The sequence below is a fragment of the Rhodococcus aetherivorans genome, from assembly GCF_011058165.1.
GTDB classification, from domain to species: domain Bacteria; phylum Actinomycetota; class Actinomycetes; order Mycobacteriales; family Mycobacteriaceae; genus Rhodococcus; species Rhodococcus aetherivorans.
This window is the reverse complement of the sequence record NZ_JAALEG010000060.1, coordinates 1-20,198: the sequence shown is the minus strand read 5'-3', so window position 1 is coordinate 20,198 and position 20,198 is coordinate 1. Positions and strand designations below refer to the sequence as shown.

The 20,198-nt window shown below is 67.3% G+C and carries 21 protein-coding genes; 16 read left to right on the top strand and 5 right to left on the bottom strand.

Annotation, left to right across the window (positions count from 1 at the left end; translation table 11 throughout):
• Positions 1–11 precede the first annotated feature (11 nt).
• Complete coding sequence (locus tag G6039_RS20775) at positions 12–554, top strand: RES family NAD+ phosphorylase (RefSeq protein WP_043798703.1); 543 nt, start codon at positions 12–14, stop codon at positions 552–554.
• 461 nt (positions 555–1,015) lie between these two features.
• Here G6039_RS20775 and G6039_RS20770 read toward each other — a convergent pair whose 3' ends face one another.
• Genes G6039_RS20770 through G6039_RS20760 form a run of 3 tightly spaced genes read right to left on the bottom strand, consistent with a single transcriptional unit; the run spans position 1,016 to position 3,750 of the window.
• Complete coding sequence (locus G6039_RS20770; protein ID WP_043798398.1) at positions 1,016–1,606, bottom strand: GNAT family N-acetyltransferase; 591 nt, start codon at positions 1,604–1,606, stop codon at positions 1,016–1,018.
• Between the two features lie 43 nt (positions 1,607–1,649).
• Entirely contained in the window at positions 1,650–2,498 is an 849-nt protein-coding gene (locus G6039_RS20765) for a hypothetical protein (RefSeq protein ID WP_235194029.1), read from the bottom strand.
• A 55-nt stretch (positions 2,499–2,553) separates the two neighbouring features.
• Positions 2,554–3,750, bottom strand: coding sequence for a fatty acid desaturase family protein (locus tag G6039_RS20760; RefSeq protein WP_043798397.1), 1,197 nt, complete (start codon positions 3,748–3,750; stop codon positions 2,554–2,556).
• Between the two features lie 405 nt (positions 3,751–4,155).
• Between G6039_RS20760 and G6039_RS20755 the strand changes: the two genes are divergently transcribed.
• From G6039_RS20755 to G6039_RS20725, 7 genes are all read left to right on the top strand, one after another.
• Complete coding sequence (locus G6039_RS20755) at positions 4,156–4,485, top strand: PadR family transcriptional regulator (protein ID WP_043798394.1); 330 nt, start codon at positions 4,156–4,158, stop codon at positions 4,483–4,485.
• Entirely contained in the window at positions 4,482–4,832 is a 351-nt protein-coding gene (locus tag G6039_RS20750) for a DUF1048 domain-containing protein (protein ID WP_043798392.1), read from the top strand. Before G6039_RS20755 ends, G6039_RS20750 begins: the two co-directional genes overlap by 4 nt.
• Before the next feature lie 23 nt (positions 4,833–4,855).
• Positions 4,856–5,683 carry an ABC transporter ATP-binding protein gene (locus G6039_RS20745; RefSeq protein WP_043798390.1) on the top strand — a complete coding sequence of 276 codons (828 nt, stop codon included), beginning with the start codon at positions 4,856–4,858 and terminating at the stop codon, positions 5,681–5,683.
• Entirely contained in the window at positions 5,680–6,441 is a 762-nt protein-coding gene (locus G6039_RS20740) for an ABC transporter permease (RefSeq protein WP_006936634.1), read from the top strand. The genes G6039_RS20745 and G6039_RS20740 overlap by 4 nt, the downstream gene beginning before the upstream one ends.
• A gap of 112 nt (positions 6,442–6,553) precedes the next feature.
• On the top strand, positions 6,554–7,615 hold the full coding sequence (locus G6039_RS20735) for a glycoside hydrolase 5 family protein (protein ID WP_043798388.1): 1,062 nt from the start codon (positions 6,554–6,556) through the stop codon (positions 7,613–7,615).
• A 309-nt stretch (positions 7,616–7,924) separates the two neighbouring features.
• Complete coding sequence (locus G6039_RS20730) at positions 7,925–8,347, top strand: RNHCP domain-containing protein (RefSeq protein ID WP_308936530.1); 423 nt, start codon at positions 7,925–7,927, stop codon at positions 8,345–8,347.
• 9 nt (positions 8,348–8,356) lie between these two features.
• Entirely contained in the window at positions 8,357–8,752 is a 396-nt protein-coding gene (locus G6039_RS20725; protein WP_006936630.1) for an RNHCP domain-containing protein, read from the top strand.
• Positions 8,753–8,854: 102 nt separating this feature from the next.
• On the opposite strand, the gene G6039_RS20720 is transcribed toward G6039_RS20725, so the two are convergent.
• A complete protein-coding gene (locus G6039_RS20720) occupies positions 8,855–9,748 on the bottom strand; it encodes a helix-turn-helix transcriptional regulator (RefSeq protein ID WP_043798381.1) in 894 nt (297 codons plus the stop codon).
• Between the two features lie 150 nt (positions 9,749–9,898).
• Here G6039_RS20720 and G6039_RS20715 point away from each other — a divergent pair, with 150 nt between their 5' ends.
• The 4 genes from G6039_RS20715 to G6039_RS20700 all read left to right on the top strand — a co-directional run bounded on the left by G6039_RS20715 (position 9,899) and on the right by G6039_RS20700 (position 13,908).
• Complete coding sequence (locus G6039_RS20715; RefSeq protein WP_043798379.1) at positions 9,899–10,921, top strand: zinc-dependent alcohol dehydrogenase family protein; 1,023 nt, start codon at positions 9,899–9,901, stop codon at positions 10,919–10,921.
• Between the two features lie 79 nt (positions 10,922–11,000).
• On the top strand, positions 11,001–12,281 hold the full coding sequence (locus tag G6039_RS20710) for a multidrug effflux MFS transporter (protein WP_043798377.1): 1,281 nt from the start codon (positions 11,001–11,003) through the stop codon (positions 12,279–12,281).
• A 52-nt stretch (positions 12,282–12,333) separates the two neighbouring features.
• Positions 12,334–13,374: an NAD(P)-dependent alcohol dehydrogenase gene (locus G6039_RS20705; protein ID WP_043798374.1), complete on the top strand. Its 1,041-nt coding sequence runs from the start codon at positions 12,334–12,336 to the stop codon at positions 13,372–13,374.
• 66 nt (positions 13,375–13,440) lie between these two features.
• The gene (locus tag G6039_RS20700) at positions 13,441–13,908 is read left to right on the top strand and encodes a cyclophilin-like fold protein (RefSeq protein ID WP_051446014.1); all 468 of its coding nucleotides are present in this window, start codon (positions 13,441–13,443) and stop codon (positions 13,906–13,908) included.
• Between the two features lie 258 nt (positions 13,909–14,166).
• Here G6039_RS20700 and G6039_RS20695 read toward each other — a convergent pair whose 3' ends face one another.
• The gene (locus G6039_RS20695) at positions 14,167–15,045 is read right to left on the bottom strand and encodes an SDR family NAD(P)-dependent oxidoreductase (RefSeq protein ID WP_043798371.1); all 879 of its coding nucleotides are present in this window, start codon (positions 15,043–15,045) and stop codon (positions 14,167–14,169) included.
• 355 nt (positions 15,046–15,400) lie between these two features.
• Here G6039_RS20695 and G6039_RS20690 point away from each other — a divergent pair, with 355 nt between their 5' ends.
• From G6039_RS20690 to G6039_RS20675, 4 genes are all read left to right on the top strand, one after another.
• Complete coding sequence (locus G6039_RS20690) at positions 15,401–15,646, top strand: ferredoxin (RefSeq protein WP_006936623.1); 246 nt, start codon at positions 15,401–15,403, stop codon at positions 15,644–15,646.
• Between the two features lie 25 nt (positions 15,647–15,671).
• Positions 15,672–16,913: a cytochrome P450 gene (locus G6039_RS20685; protein WP_043798695.1), complete on the top strand. Its 1,242-nt coding sequence runs from the start codon at positions 15,672–15,674 to the stop codon at positions 16,911–16,913.
• 343 nt (positions 16,914–17,256) lie between these two features.
• Entirely contained in the window at positions 17,257–17,892 is a 636-nt protein-coding gene (locus G6039_RS20680; RefSeq protein WP_006936621.1) for a TetR/AcrR family transcriptional regulator, read from the top strand.
• Between the two features lie 432 nt (positions 17,893–18,324).
• Positions 18,325–20,028, top strand: coding sequence for a 4Fe-4S binding protein (locus tag G6039_RS20675; protein WP_051446013.1), 1,704 nt, complete (start codon positions 18,325–18,327; stop codon positions 20,026–20,028).
• Positions 20,029–20,198: the final 170 nt, after the last annotated feature.

Genomic DNA, 20,198 nt, shown 5'->3' with positions numbered 1-20,198 from the left:
CCCGTACGACGATCTACCGCAGTCATGCCGCCGGCCTGGGGGCGTGGTGGTTCAGCAGCAATGGGGGCGGCCGTTTCGATCTCACCGGGTCCGAGGGAACCTGCCACCCCGCGGAAACCGAGCTCATCACCTTGCTCGAGGCGTGGAGCGGCATCTACGTCATCCCACGTCCGGAACTCGTCAAGCGGGACATTTCAACGGTGATTGTCCGTAGGGATCTGCGTCTCGCCGACGCGACCTCCAACCGGGCGATCCAGTTCGGATCGACCTCCGAGATGTTCACCACCACCGACTATCCGCTGACCCAGCAGTGGGCAAAGGCGTTGCACGAAGCGGGGTTCGACGGCATTCGGTATTGGGCACGGCACGATCTCAAGCACGTCGATGCGTGCATCGCGGTATTCGCGGCCAGCGGCGATCAGACCGGCACAGACGAAGAGCCCAGCGATTTCGCGGTGCTCGGTACCGAGAACCTGCTCGACCGCCCGGACCTGTGGGAGGCGCTGGAGGAAGAGGCAGGGATCGTGGTCCTCGACATCCCCAGGAGCTTCTGACCCTCCTCGCGTATGTCGGACGTGGGTCCTACGGTTGATGACTATGACATCGCGTCTCGCGGTAGCTGGTTGCGTTCCCGAGTCGATCATTGACGAAGTGCAGCGGTGGTACTCAGCGCCCGGTGTGGGTCGCTGGATGGACTCCGAGTTCGACGTCAGCGCCCTCGTCAAGCAGATGGCCGGCTCGGGGACGGTTCGTCGGCAAATACCTGCTTGCTTCCTGGGGATGTGTGGGATTCGACAGCGAACATCAGCCTGGGGCATTCATGGGCGCCGACGTGTTGGTCAACCGTTCAGAGCAATCCGACTGTGGCCGGCCCGGAACTCGGAGGAAGCAGGTCCGCGACAACTGAGGTGAACCGTCTCGGGATTGATGCCGCTTTCCATTCTCGAGAGATGATGCACATCATGTTCTAGCGTTACCCGGCGAGGTCCTCGACGTCGTGATGAAACTCCGCCACCTACTGCGTATGGTTGCGGACCATCGCCCACGTGCGCGGCCCGTCGTCGGGCAGGGTCACGGAACCGACGACGTCGAAACCGAGCCTGCGGTAGAACGCGACGTTCCGCTCCGACGACGTCTCCAGGTACGCAGGCACTCCCGCTTGGCGGGCTTCCCTTAGTCCGGGTTCGAGGATCGCGCCGCCCAGGCCCGAGCCCTGCCGGTCCGGATCCACGGCGACGGTCGCGAGGAACCACACCGGCCCGACGGGCCGCAGTGGCGCCAGCGCCTCCTCCGCGGCTGCCGCCGCGTCGGCCCGATCACCGGACAGCTCGGCGACGCGTCCGGAGATGCGTTCGAAAGCCTCTGGGATTCCGGTGGACTCGGGGGTGATCCACACCGCGACGGCCGACGCGTCGTCGGCCACCCACACCCGCCCGCAGCGCAGGCCGATCTCGGTCAGATACAGCCGCTGCAACTCCTCGACGCGACGCAGGTGGTCACGGGCATCGACGGTGTGGCGGGTGAACGGGTAATCGGCGAAGGCGCGCGCCAGGGTGCGGGCCGCGCGGTCGACGTCGGCGGGCTCGGCGGGACGTATCTCGGTCATCGCGACCCACCGTAGAGCCTCGCCGGGTCCGGCCGCGAACCATTTACCGCGCGGCCCGGGTGGTGGGCCGGATCTCGAACCGTTCGGGAATCCGCAGCCACGCGGTGCTCACCGTCGACCAGTCGCCCACCCCGGGCCACGGCCCCGACTGACTGTGCCGGTAGCCGCCGGCCTCGTACCGGTCGTACGGCACCTCGGACAGCCTGGGGTGGGCGCCCAGCAGGCCGAGGGCCGACAGGTGCACGGCGTCCCACTCCTCGGCGATCGACGGCCAGTCCGGGACGCGCGCCCCGCGGTACTCGAGCGGATGTTCGGCGATCAGGGCCGCCCAGTCGCCGGCGGTGTCGATCCGGACGATCCGCGCGACGTCCGGATCGAAGTGCACGGTGTAGCGGGCGGGGTCCTTCAGGCCGCGCAGGTTCTCGCCGCTGGCGCTCCACGTGTCGCTCGTCCCGTCGTGCAGGGGCGTCGCGGTCCAGAACGCGCCGTCGGGCAGCGCGCCGGGCCGCTTGCGGTTGCGCACCCGAGGCAGACTCAGCTCGGTGATCGTGCCCTCGTGGGTCTGCGGGGAGGCGAGGGTGTTCCGGCTCGGGTGACGCAGCGCGGCGCAGATCGCCTCGGCCATCTCGATCGTCGCCGGTGCGGTGAGGGCCATCTCCAGGACGTCGTTGGCGCCGTTGCCGTAGAGGTACTCGCCGATGATCAGCACGAGGTCGTCGACGAAGTCCTCGAGGGTGTCGGCTTCGACGAATGCGGCGACGGACGGCCGCGGATCCGCGTCACGGTAGGCGCGCAGGTACCAGTGGACGAGCATGCGTCCCGGGACGGTGTCGAGGAGGTTCGCCGCGGCATCCGAGCACATGCCGGACATGTTGCCGTACGTCGGCTCCATGCCCGCTGACCACACGCCCTGCCGGCTGAGCACGCGCCCTGCAGCGAACCGTTGCTCAGGCGCCGGCTCTCGTGGTGCGCCGCCCGATCGTGACTGCGGGTGCCGGGACCGGTGGCGACAGGGCCGGCGGCAGCGCGAGCACGACGATCTTGACCCAGACGGAGCCGATCTGGTGGCCCAGCCCGCCGGTGTTGTAGGGCAGGCGGTACTTCTCGCACAGAGCCTGCACCTCGGGCGCCATCGCCGGGTACCGGTGCGCCGGGAGATCGGGGAACAGGTGGTGCTCGATCTGGTGCGAGAGGTTTCCGGACATGATGTGGAACAGCGGGCCGCCGGTGATGTTCGCCGATCCGAGCATCTGCCGCACGTACCACTGCCCGCGGGTCTCGTCGGCGGTTGCGTCCTCCGTGAAGGTCTGCACGCCGGACGGGAAGTGGCCGCAGAAGATGATGGAGAACGCCCACACGTTGCGGACCAGGTTGGCGGCGGCGTTCCCGGCCAGTGTCGGGAGCATCAGCGGCCCGGACAGCAGGGGAAAGACCACGTAGTCCTTGAGGACCTGGGGGCGGGCCTTGCGCCACCAGCCGCGGACCAAGGGTGCGATGTCGCGCCACGGGCGTCGGCCCCGGAGTACGCGGTCGGTCTCGAGGTTGTGGAGCATCACGCCCCACTCGAAGGTGAGCATCAGCACGAGCGCATACAGCGGGTTGCCCAGGTAGTACGGGTTCCAGTGTTGACCGGGGTCCATCCGCAGGATGCCGTACCCGATGTCGCGGTCCCGCCCGAGGATGTTCGTGTAGGTGTGATGCATGTAGTTGTGCGAGAATTTCCACTGGTCGGCGGGACAGACGATGTCCCATTCGAAGTCCTGGGAGTTCACGCCGGGCTCGCGCATCCAGTCGTACTGACCGTGCAGCACGTTGTGCCCGATCTCCATGTTGTCGAGAATCTTCGAAATCCCGAGTGCGCCGACGCCGGCCAGCCACGCCGGCGGAAACACCCCCAGATGCATCAGAACTCGGCCGGCCACCTCGGCGCCCCGCTGCACCTTGATGACGCGAAAGAGGTAGTCGCGATCCTGGGCGCCGAGGTCCGCGGTGATGCGGGCGCGCAGCGCATCGAGTTCGCGGCCGAGTTCCTCGACCTGGTCGTGGTCGAGCACGACCACGTCCGCGGGTGGCCTGCTCGCCGGGGAGCGGCCCGGCAGCGAGAGGGTCGGCAACGATGGCATGGGCAACTTCAGTCCGAGCATCTCGGGCCTCCTCGTGCTGGTGCGGTGCTGTGACCGTGGTCGAACGGAACTCCTGTCGTCGGCGCACCCGTACAGACACCGCCGCGATGTGCGGCGCGCGGAGGCACTCGGCGCAGTAGCGCCATACCGGAGGGGTGCGCGGTGGGGCGGTGGGCCGCCACGTCCGTCCTGTCAGTGCCTCCTCTGCATCGATCGGCACTCGATTCATCCAGTGTCGTGGCTTCGGATCTCCGCGGCATGGCCGCCACTTGAACATTGGGTTTCCGGGGCAGTTCCCCCAGGTCCTGGTGATCGAGTGGTTGCGGCGTCGGTCGGAGAGCCGCGACGCGAGGGGCTTGCGCCGCCGCTATTCAGCGTTACTATGTACCAGTAGTCAGTAACGCTTAGTAGTTGAGGAGGTGTTCCGTGAGCAAGCAGATGACGGAGATGCTCAAGGGAACGCTGGAGGGCATCGTCCTCGCGATCGTTTCCAACCGGCCCGCATACGGCTACGAGATCACGGCACGGCTGCGGGAGCAGGGCTTCTCCGACATCGCCGAAGGCACCATCTACGCCCTGCTCGTCAGGATCGAAAAAAGAGGCCTCGTCGACGTGGAGAAGGTGCCGTCCGAGAAGGGGCCACCGCGCAAGGTGTATTCGCTCAACGCGCAGGGGCAGGAATACCTCGAAGAGTTCTGGGGGACATGGAGCTTCCTCACAGAACGGCTCGAACAGCTCCGCGAAGGAGGCAGATGACCATGTTCATCTCGAAGATGCTCGGGGACAAGCGGCGATGGCGGCAATACAAGGCGCGCACGAAACAGCTTCCCGCGGACTACCGCACGGCAATCGATGCGCTCGAGCGGTACCTGATGCACTTCGGGCCGGGGGACCCCTCCAGCGCGGCTTCGATGTTCGAGGACCTCGCCGATCTCTTCGAGCAGAGCGCGGCGGACGGAACGCCGATCCGCGCCGTCGTCGGGGAGGACCCGGTCGAGTTCGCGGAGGCATTTCTCCGGAACTACCCGGAGGGTCAGTGGATCAGCAAGGAACGGGAACGGCTGACCGACACCATCGATCGCGTCGCGGGCTCCGAATCGTGACGCACGAGAGAACGGATATCCGGATGACAACCGATCAGGTGCAGTTGCCCGCGATCCGCGTGCAGGGCCTGGAGAAGTCGTTCAAGGACCTGCCGGTGCTGCGCGGCGTCGACTTCGACGTGGCGCGGGGCAGCATCTTCGCCCTGCTCGGCTCCAACGGAGCGGGCAAGACCACGGTCGTGAAGATTCTGTCCACGCTGCTCGAGGCCGACGCGGGGACTGCCGGCGTCAACGGCTTCGACGTCGCCACGCAGGCTGCGGATGTGCGAGAGTCCATCAGCCTCACGGGACAGTTCGCCGCCGTCGACGAAATACTCAGCGGGCGTGAGAATCTCGTGCTGGTCGCCCGGTTGCGGCACGTCGCGGATCCGGGCAGGATCGCGGATGATCTGCTCGAGCGCTTCTCGCTGACCGACGCGGCCGCGCGGAAGGTGTCGACGTATTCGGGCGGCATGCGCCGCCGCCTCGACATCGCGATGAGTCTCATCGGGGATCCGCCGGTCATCTTCCTCGACGAGCCGACGACCGGGCTCGACCCCCAGGCGCGCCTCGAGGTGTGGCAGGCCGTCGAGGAACTCGCCGAGCACGGCACGACGGTGCTGCTCACGACGCAGTACCTGGAGGAGGCCGAACAGCTCGCCGATCGGATCGCGATCCTCCACGAGGGCCGGATCATCGTGAACGGCACCCTCGCCGAGCTCGAGCAGTTGCTCCCGCCCGCCACGGTCGAATACGTGGAAAAGCGGCCGACCCTCGAGGACGTCTTCCTTGCCGTCGTCGGTGCCGACGGCAAGGACGGCGACGCCGGCAACGACGCAGTGCCGGCACGGAAGAGTAGGGGACAACGATGACCAAGCACTTCTTCGGCGACACCGCCGTCCTGCTGGGACGATCTCTGCGCCACATCACGCGCAGCCCGGACACCATCACCACGACCACGATCATGCCGATCGCCTTCCTGCTGCTGTTCGTCTACGTGTTCGGCGGCGCGATCAACTCGGGGTCGAACTCGTATGTGAACTACCTGCTGCCCGGCATTCTGCTCATCACCATTGCTTCGGGCATCTCCTACACCGCATTCCGGCTCTTCCTGGATATGAAGAGCGGCATCTTCGAGCGATTCCAGTCCATGCCGATCGCACGCTCGTCCGTTCTGTGGGCGCACGTGGTGACCTCGTTGGTCGCCAATCTGGCCTCGGTCGTGGTCATCGTGCTCGTTGCCCTCCTCATGGGCTTCCGCTCGGCGGCGGGAGCGCCGGCGTGGCTCGCGGTCGCCGGCATCTTGATCCTGTTCACTCTGGCGTTGACGTGGATCGCCGTGATTCCCGGTCTCTCCGCGAAGTCCGCGGACGGCGCGATCGCGTTCTCCTACCCGCTCATCTTCCTGCCGTTCATCAGCTCGGCATTCGTGCCCACCGACACCATGCCCGGCCCGGTACGCGCCTTCGCCGAGCACCAGCCGGTGACGGCCATCGTCGATGCCATCCGCGACCTGTTCACACAGCAGCCGGTCGGCGCCGACATCTGGATCGCCCTCGCCTGGTGTGTCGGCATCCTCGTCGTCGCGTACATCTTCGCCATGGTGACGTACCGCCGCAGGATCGGCTAGGACGGGCGCCGCGGCGGGGAACGGTGGGCCACGAGCTCACCCGGCCCCGCCGACGTGCGCGCCGTGGCCAACCCGCCTTCCCGTCCGGCCGGGCAGGGACTACCGTTCGCCCATGCGCGCAGCCGCCGTCGTCGTCGCCTGTCTGGTCGGCGCGGCCGCGTGCGCGTCCCCACCACCGCCGGACCCACCACCGCCGCCGCCGGCGGCGCGTGTCACGGTCGACGGGCGGGGCCTGATTCTGGACGGGAAGCCCTGGTGGCCGACCGGGCTCAACGCCTATCAGCTCGCCTCCGACTGGGACGTCAACGGTGGCTGCGGCGCGCAGGTGGACCTGGACGCGTACTTTTCGTCGCTGCCGCCGTCGTCGCTGACGCGGTTCAACGCCTTCCAGGCGCTGGCGTTGAACCGCGTCACGGGGACGCTGGACTTCGCGGCGATCGACGCCGTGTTCGCCGCCGCCGAGCGGCACGGCCAGCTCGTCATGCCGGTGCTGTCCCCGCAGGACGGCGCGTGCGGCAACGAGCTGTACAAGGACCGCGCCTGGTACGAACACGGCTGGACCACGCGCCGGGCCCCCTTCGCGGTCAGCTACCGCGACTGGGTCCGCCTGGCCGTGGACCGGTGGCGGGTGTCGCCGGCGCTCGCCGCGTGGGACCTGCTGGGCGAGCCCGAGCCCGGCGTGTGCGGCGACGCCGCATGCAGCCTGCCGCGGCGCTCCTGCCCACCCGACTCGGCGCAACTGCTGCGGGCGTGGACCGACGCGGTCGGCCGGATCGTGCGGGAGACGGACCCGCGGCACCCGATCAGCCTCGGCCTGATCGGTGGTGACCAGTGCGGCAGCGCCGGGGACGGCTACGCGCAGCTCGCGAAGTCGCCGTACGTGGACGTGCTGCAGTACCACGACTACGACGAGGCGGCATGGCTGCCGGTGCGGCTCGGGCAGGTCACCAAGCCGATCCTGGTGGCCGAACTCGGCATCGAGGCCGGCAGTTGCCTGCCGCTGCCCGAACGGGCCGAACGTGTGGACGCGGCGCTGACCGGCTACCGCGAGACCGGGGCCGCCGGCGCGCTGCTGTGGGCGTTCGTGCCCGACCCGCGCGGCGGCGAGTGCACGTACGACATCGGCCCCGGCGACCCGGCGTTCGACGTGCTGGCCCGGCACGGGAGCTACTGACCCGTGCCGCGTCGATCGCCGAGTGCGCGGATGTGCGCCCGGTCGTCGTCCTGCATCGAACCACCGTTCCCGGACCGTTCGAACGGACCTGTCCGCCAGTCGGATACGGAACCGGAACACGGTCGCTCGCAGTAATTCGTTTGCGGGTTCACCCCGTGGTGAATATTGTCTGCTGCGTCCGGCGGAGAGGCCGGTCGAACTCGGATGGAAAGTGGTGAATTATGCCCCGGACAGCCGCCGAGCTCCTTCACGATCCCGTGAAGCGCTCGGACCGGTGATCCGCACCCACCATCGGATCGCCTGTCCGGTGTGAGGTCTTCGCGGGATCGACAGTGCTCGGCACACATTGCAGCACAGTTGATCTCACAGAGGAGAACCCAAGTGTCCCACAGTGGCACATCGATATCGCACCTTTCCACGTTCACATGTATCCGGTGCGGGCTGACGGTACCTGCCGCGACGCCTGCCGGTGCAACACGGACACACTGCCCGAACTGCCTCGCCGGAAAGCACCGACCCGGACCGGACGCCGGGTGCGGAGCACGCACGCACCCGATCTCGATCGCGGTGCTCCGGGGCGGAGAGTGGATGCTCATCCACCGCTGTACCGCCTGCGGTGGCCTCGACGCGTGCCCGGTGGTCGAGGACGACAACCAGTTGCTGTTGCTCCGCATCGCGGTGAAACCGCTGGCGCAACCGCCGTTCCCGCTCGAGCATCTCGCACAACTGTAGGAGCGCTCGGTGTCCCGCAGGAACAATCGAACAGCTCGAGTGCAGCGGCCGAAGCCGGCACATCGCGACGCACCCGCGCGGCACGGAACATCGTTCCGCTGCCTCGGATGCGGTCTGGACGTGCCGATGCAGGCGCCCGGAACCGCGCACCGCAACCACTGCCCGCACTGCCTGTCCAGTAGGCACGTCGATCGTGTGCCCGGCGACCGGGCCGCCGGCTGCGGGGGCCGGATGGAGCCCATCTCGGTGACCGTGCGCGGGGGTGGGGAATGGGTGATCATCCACCGGTGCCGCACCTGCGGCACGCTCGACGCCAACCGCTGCGCCGGGGACGACAACCCGCTTGCGCTCGTCCGGATCGTGCTGCGGCCGATCTCGGCCTCGGGCGTGCTCCTCGACGGGTAGAGGCCGACGCCACGGGAGCGCTTTCCATCTCGCTGCGGAAGGCCTTGTCTGCCGGCGGGGACGGCAGGATCGACCGAACGTCGCGGGTGCCGTCCGTCCGTGTCAGCTGGACGGTTCGGTCGCCGGGTGGGCCGGGAGATGAGTCGCGGCCCAGCTGGCGAGAAGCTTGAGCCGGTCTTCGGAGTCGGTTCCGGGTTCGGCGGTGTAGATGGTCAGATCGAGGACCCAGTCGTCGTCCGCTGCCAGGTCCAGGGAGTGGTAGACGAGGTCGAGCGTGCCGACCACCGGGTGGTTGAACTGCTTGTTCCCGGCGTGATGGATGCGGACGTTGTGTGCTGCCCACCGGGCGCGGAATTCGTCTCTGAGCGTGGAGAGTTCACCGACGAGCTGACGCAGGTCCTTGTTGTGGGGATCGCGGCCGGCCTCGGCGCGCAGCAGTGCCACGGTCACGTTTGCGGCGCCGTCCCAGTCGGGGAAGTAGTCGCGAGCGCCGGGATCGAGGAACTGGAAGCGGGCGATGTTGGCGGTTCTGCGGTCGTCGGCGAACATCGGCGAGTACAGCGCGCGGCCGAGCGCGTTGGTGGCGAGGATGTCCATGCGCCCGTTGCGGACGAACGCGGCGGAGGAGGTCATCGAGTCGAGCATCCACCGCACCCTCGGCCGCACCTGGGCCTGCTTGCGGGCGCGGGGTGCGCGGTGGGTGGGCCGGGCGGCGCGGGCGAGGTCGAACAGGTAGGTGCGTTCGGCCTCGTCGAGCTGCAGTGCCCGGGCGACCGCCTCGAGGACGTCCTCGGAGACGCCGCCGATGTGGCCCTTCTCCAAGCGGGTGTACCACTCCGTGCTCACCCCGGCCAGCACGGCCACCTCCTCGCGCCGCAATCCGGGGACCCGGCGGCGCCCGCCGCCGGCGGGCAGCCCGACCTGCTGCGGGGTCAGCCGGGCCCGCCGGGTGGCGAGGAAGCTGCGGATATCGGCGCGGTTGTCCACGCCGTCCACGGTACGTCCGGTGCGGCGTCGTGGGAGGTCGTGGTTGTACCCCCTATGAACGCGACCTCCCGCGCGGGTGGTGCGCGGTGTTCCATGGAATCGGCCCGGAAAACAGCCGGGACACCCACATCAGATCTCGTGCGAACAAGGAGCACCGTCATGCGTGGAGCAATCCTGTACGCCCCCGGCGACGTCCGTGTCGAGGAACGCGACCGTCCGTCCCTCGTCGAACCCACCGACGCGATCCTCCGGCTCTCCGCGGCATGTGTGTGCGGCTCGGACCTGTGGCCCTACCGCGGTGTCGAAACCTACGACGGCCCGATCCCCATGGGTCACGAGTACGTCGGCATCGTCGAGGAGATCGGCGCGGACGTCGCGAATGTGAAGGTCGGCGACTTCGTCGTCGGCTCGTTCTTCGCGTCCGACAACACCTGCGAGATCTGCCGCGCCGGGTATCAGAGCTCGTGCGTCCACCGGGTGCTCATGGGCAGCCTCGGTTCCCAGGCCGAGTTCCTGCGGGTCCCCCTCGCGGACGGCACGCTCGTGGCCACTCCGGGCATGCCCGAACCCGACCTCATCCCGTCTCTGCTGGCCGCCTCGGACGTCCTCGGCACCGGCTGGTTCGGTGCCGTCGCCGCCGAGGCCGGACCGGGCAAGACCGTCGCGGTCGTCGGCGACGGCGCCGTCGGTCTGCTCGCGGTGCTCGCGGCGAAGCAGCTCGGCGCCGAACAGATCATCGCGATGAGCCGTCACGAACCCCGGCAGCGGCTGGCGCGCGAGTTCGGTGCCACCGATATCGTCACCGAACGAGGTGACGCGGGCGTGGCCCGGATCAAGGAGCTCACCGGCGGGCGGGGCGCGCACTCGGTCGTCGAGGCCGTCGGCACCCAGGAGTCGATGATGCAGGCCATCCGGTCCACCCGGCCCGGCGGGCACGTCGGTTACGTCGGGGTCGCCCACGACGTGCAGCTGCCCGGCGAGGAGCTGTTCTTCTCGCACGTGCACCTGCACGGCGGTCCGGCCCCGGTCCGGCAGTATCTGCCCGAACTGATCGACCTGATCTGGAGCCGAACAATCAACCCGGGCAAGGTGTTCGACCTGGAGTTGCCCCTCGAGCAGGCCGCCGACGGCTACAAGGCCATGGACGAGCGAAGCGCCATCAAGGTCCTGCTCCGCCCCTGACCTCCATCGTCACCCGTGGGTGGCCACCGTCCGAGTCTGCCTCGCGGCCGACTCCCGACTCATCAGGAACCGTTCGTTCATGCCTGCATCCCTGACCTCCGTCCGACGCGACGACAGCCGGACCACCGTGGGCGAGGTCGCCCGCGCCTCGAACCTCGCCCCGCCGGGCCGGGCACTGGGTGTCGTGCTGAGCCTGCTCACCGTCTTCGGCCCGATCTCCATGGACCTGTACCTGCCGGTCCTGCCCGCGCTCACCGCCGACCTCGGGGCGAGCACGTCCGCGGCACAGCTGACCGTCACCGCCTGCCTGCTCGGACTCGCCCTCGGGCAGGTCGTCGCCGGTCCGCTGTCGGACCGGTTCGGTCGCCGTCGTCCGCTGCTGATCGGAGTCGGGGCCTTCATCGCCGCGTCCGCCTGGTGCGCGGTGAGCCAGACCATCGAGATGCTCGTCGCGGCGCGCCTGGTGCAGGGGCTGACCGGTGCGGTCGGCATCGTCATTGCCCAGGCCGCCGGTCGGGATCTGTATTCCGGCGCCCGGCTGCTGCGCTACTACGGCCGGCTCACCGTCCTCGGCGGACTGGCCGCGATCATCGGACCGGTCATCGGCGGGCAGCTGGCGAAGATCACCGACTGGCGGGGCACCTTCGTGTTCCTGGCCGTCGTGGGCGTGGCCATCCTCGCAGCGAGTACCGGGGTGTTGCGTGAGACGCTGCCACCGGGTAGTCGACGAGCCGGTGGCCTGGCCGACAGTGGGCGGGTGTTCCGCCGGCTGGTCTCGGAGAGGGTCTTCCTCGGCGCGGTCCTCATCACGGGGTTCGTCAACGCCGCCCTGTTCGCCTATCTCAGCGGCGCGACGTTCGTGTTGCAGGGCATCTACGGCCTGTCGCCGCAGGGCTACTCCTATGCGTTCGGGCTGAACTCGTTGGGATTCATGGTCTTCGGATACCTCGCCGGCCGCATCGCGGAGCGGTGGTCGGTCTACGGCACCCTGGTCGCCGGTCTGATCATGGTCGTGGCCGGCGCCGGTGGCGTGCTGCTCACCGCCACCGCACACCTGCCGCTGGCCGCGATGGTCGTTTCGTTGCTCACGATGGTCAGCGGGGTGGCGGTCACGACCCCGCCGTCGACGTCCCTCGCGCTGGAGAACTATCCCGAGGTGGCCGGTTCGGCCGCCTCGCTGCTGGGGCTGGCCCGGTTCGCATTCGGCGGCGTCACCGCACCCCTCGTCGGGCTGGCCGGCCCGGAGACCGCGGTGCCGCTGGGCGTCGTCACCGTCACGGCAGCCCTGCTCGGCCTCGTCGGCTACGTCCTGCTCCGCCCACCGACAGCCGGCACGCCGGAACACCGTGCGTTCGCCTGAACCTTCAGCCCGGCCCGAAACCACAGCAATTCCACTCAGAGGAGAAGCCTCCATGCGTGTCCATGCCTACGCAGCCTCGTCCGCATCCGCGCCGCTGGCCCCGACGGTCATCGAACGACGGGACGTCGGACCCAACGACGTGCTCATCGAGATCAAGTACGCCGGCATCTGCCACTCCGACATCCACACCGTCCGCGGCGACTGGGGACCCCAGCCCTACCCGCTCGTCCCCGGCCACGAGATCGTCGGTCTCGTCGCCGAGGTCGGTGCCGACGTCACCCGCCACCGGGTCGGTGACCGCGTCGGAGTGGGCTGCATGGTCGACTCCTGCCGCGAGTGCGTGAACTGCCGCAACGGCGACGAGCAGTACTGCCTCGGCGGCATGGTCCCCACCTATGCGGGCGTCGACCGGGACGGCACCACCACCCAGGGCGGCTATGCGACCCATGTCGTCGTCGACGCCGACTTCGTGCTCTCCGTGCCCGCGACGCTCGACTTCGCGGCCGCTGCGCCGCTGCTGTGCGCCGGCATCACCACCTACTCGCCGTTGCGGCGCTGGAACGCCGGACCGGGCACGAAGGTCGCCGTCGTCGGTCTCGGCGGTCTGGGGCACTTGGCCGTCAAGATCGCCCACGCCCTCGGCGCCGAGGTGACGGTGCTGTCCCAGTCGTTGAAGAAGCGGGAGGACGGCCTGCGGCTCGGTGCCGACCATTACCACGCCACCAGCGATCCGGCCACATTCGAGCAGCTCTCGAGCCGTTTCGATCTGATCGTCAACACGGTCAGTGCCGCCATCGATGTCGACGCCTACCTCGGTCTGCTCGCGGTGGACGGCACCCTGGTCAACGTCGGTGCCCCGGCCGAACCCCTGAGCCTGAACGTCTTCTCCCTCATCGGCGGCCGCCGCTCCTACGCCGGCTCGATGATCGGTGGCATCCGCCGGACCCAGGAGATGCTCGACTTCTGCGCCGCACACGACATCGGCGCCGACGTCGAGGTCATCCCCGCGGACCGGATCAACGACGCCTACGAGCGCGTCCTGGCGTCCGATGTCCGCTATCGGTTCGTCATCGACACCGCCACCCTCGGTTGATCTGCAGCCCGGAGTACCTGAGCGTATGCACGGGCGCGCCCGAACCACCACGCCGAAGGAAGCCCGATGGACACCCGCTTTCGTGCAGTGCACGTGTCGCTGTCGCTGGCTCTCGTAACCCTTGCAGCCGCGTGCAGCAGTCCTCCGGAGCCCACCGTCGACGACGAGTGGGATCGCATCCGTATCGCACTCATCGTCGACGGGCAACGCCTGACGGGAACGCTGTCGGACACCCCTGCCGGCCGCGACCTCCTCGCGCAGCTCCCTTTGACCCTCACCATGACCGACTTCGGATCCGTGGAAAAGGTCGCCGAGCTACCCACGTCCCTGTCGATCACCGGCGCCCCACCCGGCGCAGACCCTGCCCCGGGGGACATCGGCTACTACGCGCCGTGGAACGACCTCGTCCTCTACTACGGCGACCAGAGCTACCACGACGGCATCGTGAGGCTGGGAACCCTCGACGGGGGAGTGGACGTCATCGGGCAGCACACCGGCGACCTCCTGGTGGAAATCGAGCATGTGGGGGACTGAACCGGGGGAGCGGCCCATGAGCTTTCGTAAGAACGTGGAAGACCCGGAGCGCCAGTGCGAGACCCATACCCGCCGTCAGGAGGTAGTCGTCTTCGGATTGGTCATCTTGATCCTGGTTGTGACGACATACCTGGACTCGAGGTAGGGGGATCGCCGGTTCGGTCGCCGGGCTGTCCGCACTGCTGCGCGTGCTCGCAGTGGGATTCCGAGGGAGCGAAGGGTGGGACCTCACGGTCCCACCCTTCGCCGTCTTCGGTCTCAGGCGTCCGTGTCGAGCGTCGGGGTGCCCTGGTCTTCGGGGAACCACATGCTGACCCGAGCGAGCGTGCCACCGTCCGTCGTGGGCAGCGTGACGCCGGAGATGTAGGCCGAATCGTCGGAGACCATGAACAACGCTGCGCGCGCGTTGTCCATCAGTGACGGTGGCCGATTCAGATTGAGGGGGATGGGGGAGATGCCGGGATCCCAGGGGCCGGCGACCTCTTCGTAGGACTGTCCCACCACCGGGGTTCCGGCCGGCGCCAGGAAGTTCGGCGACATGCCGTGCGTTGGAGCGATCGCGTTGACCCGGATGCCGTACTTGCCCAGGTCCAGGCTCAGTCCCCGCACCAGGCCGTTCACTCCCGCCTTCGTGGCCGAGTACATCGCAATGCTGTGGTACGCCACGAACGAGGCGGCGGACGAGGTCGCCAGGATGACACCGCCGCCGTTGGCCCGAAGGGCGGGAACCGCAGCCTTGGCGGTATAGAACACACCGGAGAGGTTGACGCCGACCACGTCCTGCCAGTCGGCATCGGTCAGATCCTCGAATTCGACCTGCTCACCCCCGGCGACCGAGGGCACGCCACCGCGGGAGACCACACCGGCGTTGGCGAAGGCGATATCGAGCTTGCCGAAGGCGGAGACCGTCGCCGCGACGGCGTCGATCACCTGCTGTTCCCTGCGCACATCCGCGGTCACTGCGATGGCGTCGCCGCCGTGCTGCTCGATCAGTTCCACGGTTCCCTTGGTGCGCTCCGGGTCGATGTCGACCACCGCCACCTTTGCGCCTTCGGAAGCGAAGAGCTGAGCGCACTGGCGTCCCAGGCCGGACCCCGCTCCGGTGATGAGAGCGACCTTGTCTGGGAGGCGTCCCATGATTGTCCTTTCCCGTTCTGGTTCTTGTCCGATGTGTGGACGGAAGTTGTTGGGCGCGTACGGTCCCCGTGGTGCGGGCGACAAGGCAGAGGTGGTCGCCAGGGGTGGAGTGAGAGGGGGCCGCACGGGTGCTTGGTGTGGAGCGTGTCACAAACTATAGGAGCCGTGGCGCGGACAGTCAACAGATGACAAATATCGATTGACGTAATATGTAACTGGTCGTAATGTGAGTCACAGAGGGGCCGGGCGCGCCGGATGGCTATCACGCGCCCCGTCGCTCCCGTGAGACCTCCTGCTGTCCTCTGCCGACACCGTCCGTGCAGGGAGGCGGCCCTTGTTCGAGCAAGGAGCTCATATGACACTGCACGACAACAGCTTTGCCCCGCCGAGCCGGGCCGGAGTGCCGCGACTGGTGGTGGACCGTTCGGCCTGCGCCGGACACGGACTGTGCTACGGCCGTTCTCCGCAGATACTCGACTGCGACGACGCGGGAGATCCGGTCGTGCTGAAGGCGTTGTTGAGTACCGATCAGGAAATCGCCGCCGCCGAGGCGGCGGCCCTGGTATGCCCGGAACGCGCCCTGAGCATCGAATTCAATTGACCCTACTGTGATCGAGGAACTCACCATGACCAGCACGACAGCTGCCGGCGCCGCTCCTGAAGAGCTCGTCGTCGACTTCGACATCTACGATCCGTCGTTGGCCGGCCCGGTCGACACTGTTCAGGACAAGGCCGCCGAATTGGCGGCGAAGGGCCCGGTGGTCTACTCGACAGCGCATGGCGGACATTGGATCGTCACGCGCTACAAGGAGATCCACGAAGTCCTGCGCGATCCCGAGACGTTCTCGAGCTACCCGAACAACCTCGTTACCGGGCCGGGCGGCATGGGCAAGTTCATCCCGATCGAGCTCGATCCCCCGGAGCACACCGGCTATCGCACGGCGCTGCAACCGCTGTTCTCACCCAATCGCATGAAGGCACTGACCGAGCAGATCCGTGGGGTGATCAACGAACTCATCGACGGATTCGCCGCCCGGGGACAGGCGGAGTTCATCTCCGAATTCGCACACGAGTTGCCGGCCCGGGTGTTCCTGGCGCTGATGGACTGGCCACTCGCGGACGCGCCGATGTTCACCGAGGCCACCGACACCATCCTGATGGGGAAGCCGGGTGCCGGCGAAGATGAGTCCCAGCAGGCGCGCGCGGCCGCCGGAATGCAGATGCTCGGCTACTTCCAGAACATGGTCGACCAGCGGCGGAAGATGCCCGGCGAGGACGTCACGTCCGCTCTGATTCATACCGAGGTCGAGCTCGAAGACGGAAAGCGGCTGCTGACCGACGAAGAGCTCAACCGCATGTTCTTCCTGCTGCTCATCGCGGGACTGCACACGGTGCAGGGCTCGCTGGCGTGGAGCGTTATTCACCTGGTCAACAATCCGGACCAGCGCGAAGCCCTGATCGCCGACGAATCGCTGATACCCAGTGCCGTCGAAGAGATCCTTCGGATCGAGGCCGCAGTGGTGCCCGGGCGCTGTGCGACTCGCGACGTCGAACTCGGTGGTGTGCAGATCAAGAAGGGTGATCAGCTCATCCTCATGCTCTGTTCGGCCAACCGTGACGCCGAGGAATTCGACGACCCGGATGAGCTTCAGCTCGAACGTCACCCGAATCGGCATCTCTCCTTCGGCTCGGGTCCCCACCGGTGCCTGGGCTCCCACCTGGCGCGAATCGAACTGTCGCTCGCCCTCGAGGAGTTGCACCGACGGATTCCCGATTACGACCTGATTTCCGAGGAGCCGCCTCTCCTGCACGCCACCCAGGTGCGGGGGTGCATGCGGTTGCCCATCCGATTCACACCGGAGGCGTAAGAACGGTTCGACGTCGGCGCTCGAGCGGCGGGGTATGCGCACGCATGCCCCGCCGCTCGAACGTCACCGATCGACATCGCCGCACGCCCGGAACGAATGAGTCGCTGCGAACACAGAACCGATATCCACAGCACCTCCGGTCTGCAATTCGAGGCAGATGTCCACCGGCCTCGGGTGTGAACCGCTCACTGATCCGTCGTGCGCCGCCGCCACGGGGAACCGGCTCGTCCGCACGCCTGCGCCACGGTCGGCAGAGGCATGAGGTGGGGACAGCGGACGAAATCCGGCCCTTGTATCATGAACACGAATTTATCGGTGATTCGCCGAGTTTGCGGGAGGCGGCATGGCGCGACGACGGAACGGGAGTGTCCTCAGTGAGGACGCCGAGGAGGCGCGTGCTCAGATCCTCGAGGCCACGGAAACGGCCTTCCAGCGGTACGGGGTGGTCAAGACCACCATGGACGATGTCGCGAAGGAGGCCGGCGTCTCCCGGCCAACGATCTACCGCTATTTTCGCGATCGCGACACCTTGATCGCAGCAGTCATCGAAGTCCGCTCGCGCCGTTTGTTCGACCAGGCACGTGCGTATTTGCGAAAGCGGAAGACCTTCGCCGAGCAGGTGGTCGACGGTCTCATCTTTCTGGTGGACCGGGGGCGGAAGGACCCGATCATTCGGTTGATCGTCAGCCCCGAACACATGGACATGGCGACGGCGCTACTCGGCAGCTCCGGCCTGGCCAAGCGGCTCACGCACGAGATGTGGGCGCCGCTGATGGACGAAGCGCGCGAGCGCGGGGAGGTCCGCGAAGGGGTTTCCGACGACGAGATCGCCGAGTGGATAACTCTGGTAGAGCTGATACTGGTCGGACGAATGGACTTCGACCAGGGAGACGATGCCGACCATCGACGACTGCTGACCAAGTTCATGCTGCCGGGAATCGTCACCGATACGTCTGCGGCCGACGCTCGTCTGAACTGAACCACGAATACTGTCGGCAGGGGTCCCGAGGCGCGCTGCGCTTCGGGGCCTTTCGCGTGTCCGCCCCGGAGTGCCGCTCGGTGAGCAGGCCCGAATTCTAAGCGACCCCGCAAGAGGCGAAAGTCCCTCTTGCGTGGCTCGCACCCACGCGATATAACGAAATACGAAAATTGTCATGTGTAAGAGCGAGCCACGTCTCGGCTGGAAGGGTGGCGTGAGAGCCCCGGCGGGGAAGAGGCGTCACCCGGCTTTCGCGTGCACCGCGGGCGCGGAGTGCTGCGGCACGACCGAGCCGGCCCTCGGCTCCGGATGAAAAGGTCCCGGCCCACGTGGGTTGACGTTCGGTCAAATGACAAAATATGATATCTGTCACCTGTTGTTCACGGCATTGCCGTCGCGGTCGAGTCGGCCCGACAGAAAGCCAGGTCGCCAATGGCTCATGTAATCACGCAGCCATGCTGCAACGACGCCAGTTGCGTCTCGGTGTGCCCAGTCGATTGCATCCATCCCACGCCGGACGAGCGGGCCTACGCTCGCACCGAGATGCTCTTCATCGACCCGGCAACGTGCATCGACTGCGGCGCGTGCGTGGACGAATGCCCCGTCGACGCCATCGTTCCGGAAGGGGACATGACGCCCGAGATGCAGGCGTTTCCGGACCTGAACGCCGCCTACTACCAAGACAATCCGATACAACCGAGGCAAATCGGACTTCCCGGGGCGGAGCGGCCGACGATCCGGTCCGCGTCCGAGACGCTCCGCGTCGCAATTGTCGGAAGCGGACCGTCCGCCTGTTACCTCGCCGACGAGCTGACGGCCACCAAAGGCCTCGACGTGCTGGTCACCGTGGTGGAGAAGCTGCCGGTAATCGGGGGCCTCGTCCGCTACGGGGTGGCACCGGACCACGGTCGAACCAAGAACGTAGTCGGGACCTTCGCGCGGACGCTAGGGCGAAAGAACTGCATTGCGTACCTCAATGTCGAAATCGGAAGGCACATTTCGCACGAGGAACTGCTCGCCCATCATCATGCGGTCGTATACGCGAGCGGAGCTGCGGGCGATCGCGCCCTCGGAATTCTCGGAGAGGCCCTGCCGGGAGTCCACTCCGCTCGCGAATTCGTGGCCTGGTACAACGGCCACCCCGACTTCGCCGGTGCCGAATTCGACTTCTCCAGCAGCCGGGCAGTCGTGATCGGGAACGGAAACGTAGCACTCGACGTCGCGCGCATACTGGTCAGTGACGTCAGTCGCCTGATGAAGACCGACATCGCGGACTACGCCCTGGAGGCACTTGCCGCAAGCCGAATACGAGAGGTGATCGTGCTCGGGCGGCGTGCCGCGGACAGCGCCGCCTTCAGCACCCCCGAGCTGATCGGTCTCGGCAACCTTGCCGGCGTGGACGTCACAACCTCCGAGATCGTGCATCGCAAGGACGCAGAGGACTCTCTCACGCGTATGAGGCATGCGGTCCTCGATGGTTACGACACGACTGAATCCGGCACCGGCAACCGCCGGATTCATCTCCAATTCCTCCGTACCCCAGTGGAAATACTGGGTACCGAGCGAGCGACCGGCATCCGTGTCGAGCGGAACGTCGCCGCACTCGACGGTGCCGGATCGACGGTCGAACCCACAGGCTTCTACGAGACCATCGAGTCGGGACTCATTCTGCGCTCCATCGGGTTCCGTGGCGCCACGGTCGGCAATCTGCCCTTCGACGATGTGCGCGGGGTGCTGCCCAACGATGCGGGAGCTGTCATCGATCCGAGAACAGGGCAGGCCGTGCGCGGGGCGTACGTGGCGGGATGGCTGAAACGCGGACCGACCGGGGTGATCGGAACGAACAAGTCGTGTTCGATCGAGACAGCGCGCCGCATCGTTGCCGACTTCGTCGGTGGCCGCCTGGCGACTCCCGGAGCGGGAACGGCCGAGTTCGACGATCTCGTCGCCCTCCGGCAACCTCAGCGGCTCGACCTGAAGGGGTGGAAGAACATCGACAACCACGAGCGGAACCTGGGAAGAAGTGCGGGACGGCCCAGGGTCAAGATCGTGAGCAGAGACGACATGGTGGACGTAGCGCAAGGGTCCAAGGTTCGTGCCGGCACCTGCGAACCCGAGCGGGTCGCTGTCACCTGACGAACGAGACCACCAGGGACACAATCCACCGGCCCGTGCAGTTCGCACCTACGTCGGTGGCGGAGGAGGCGAGCAGCGATGACGCTGTTGGGCAGTTTGGGGCTGTTGGGTGCGAGCCTGGCCACGCTCGGCTCGAACGCGGGGCTGTACGCGGTGCGCACCGCGGGCCT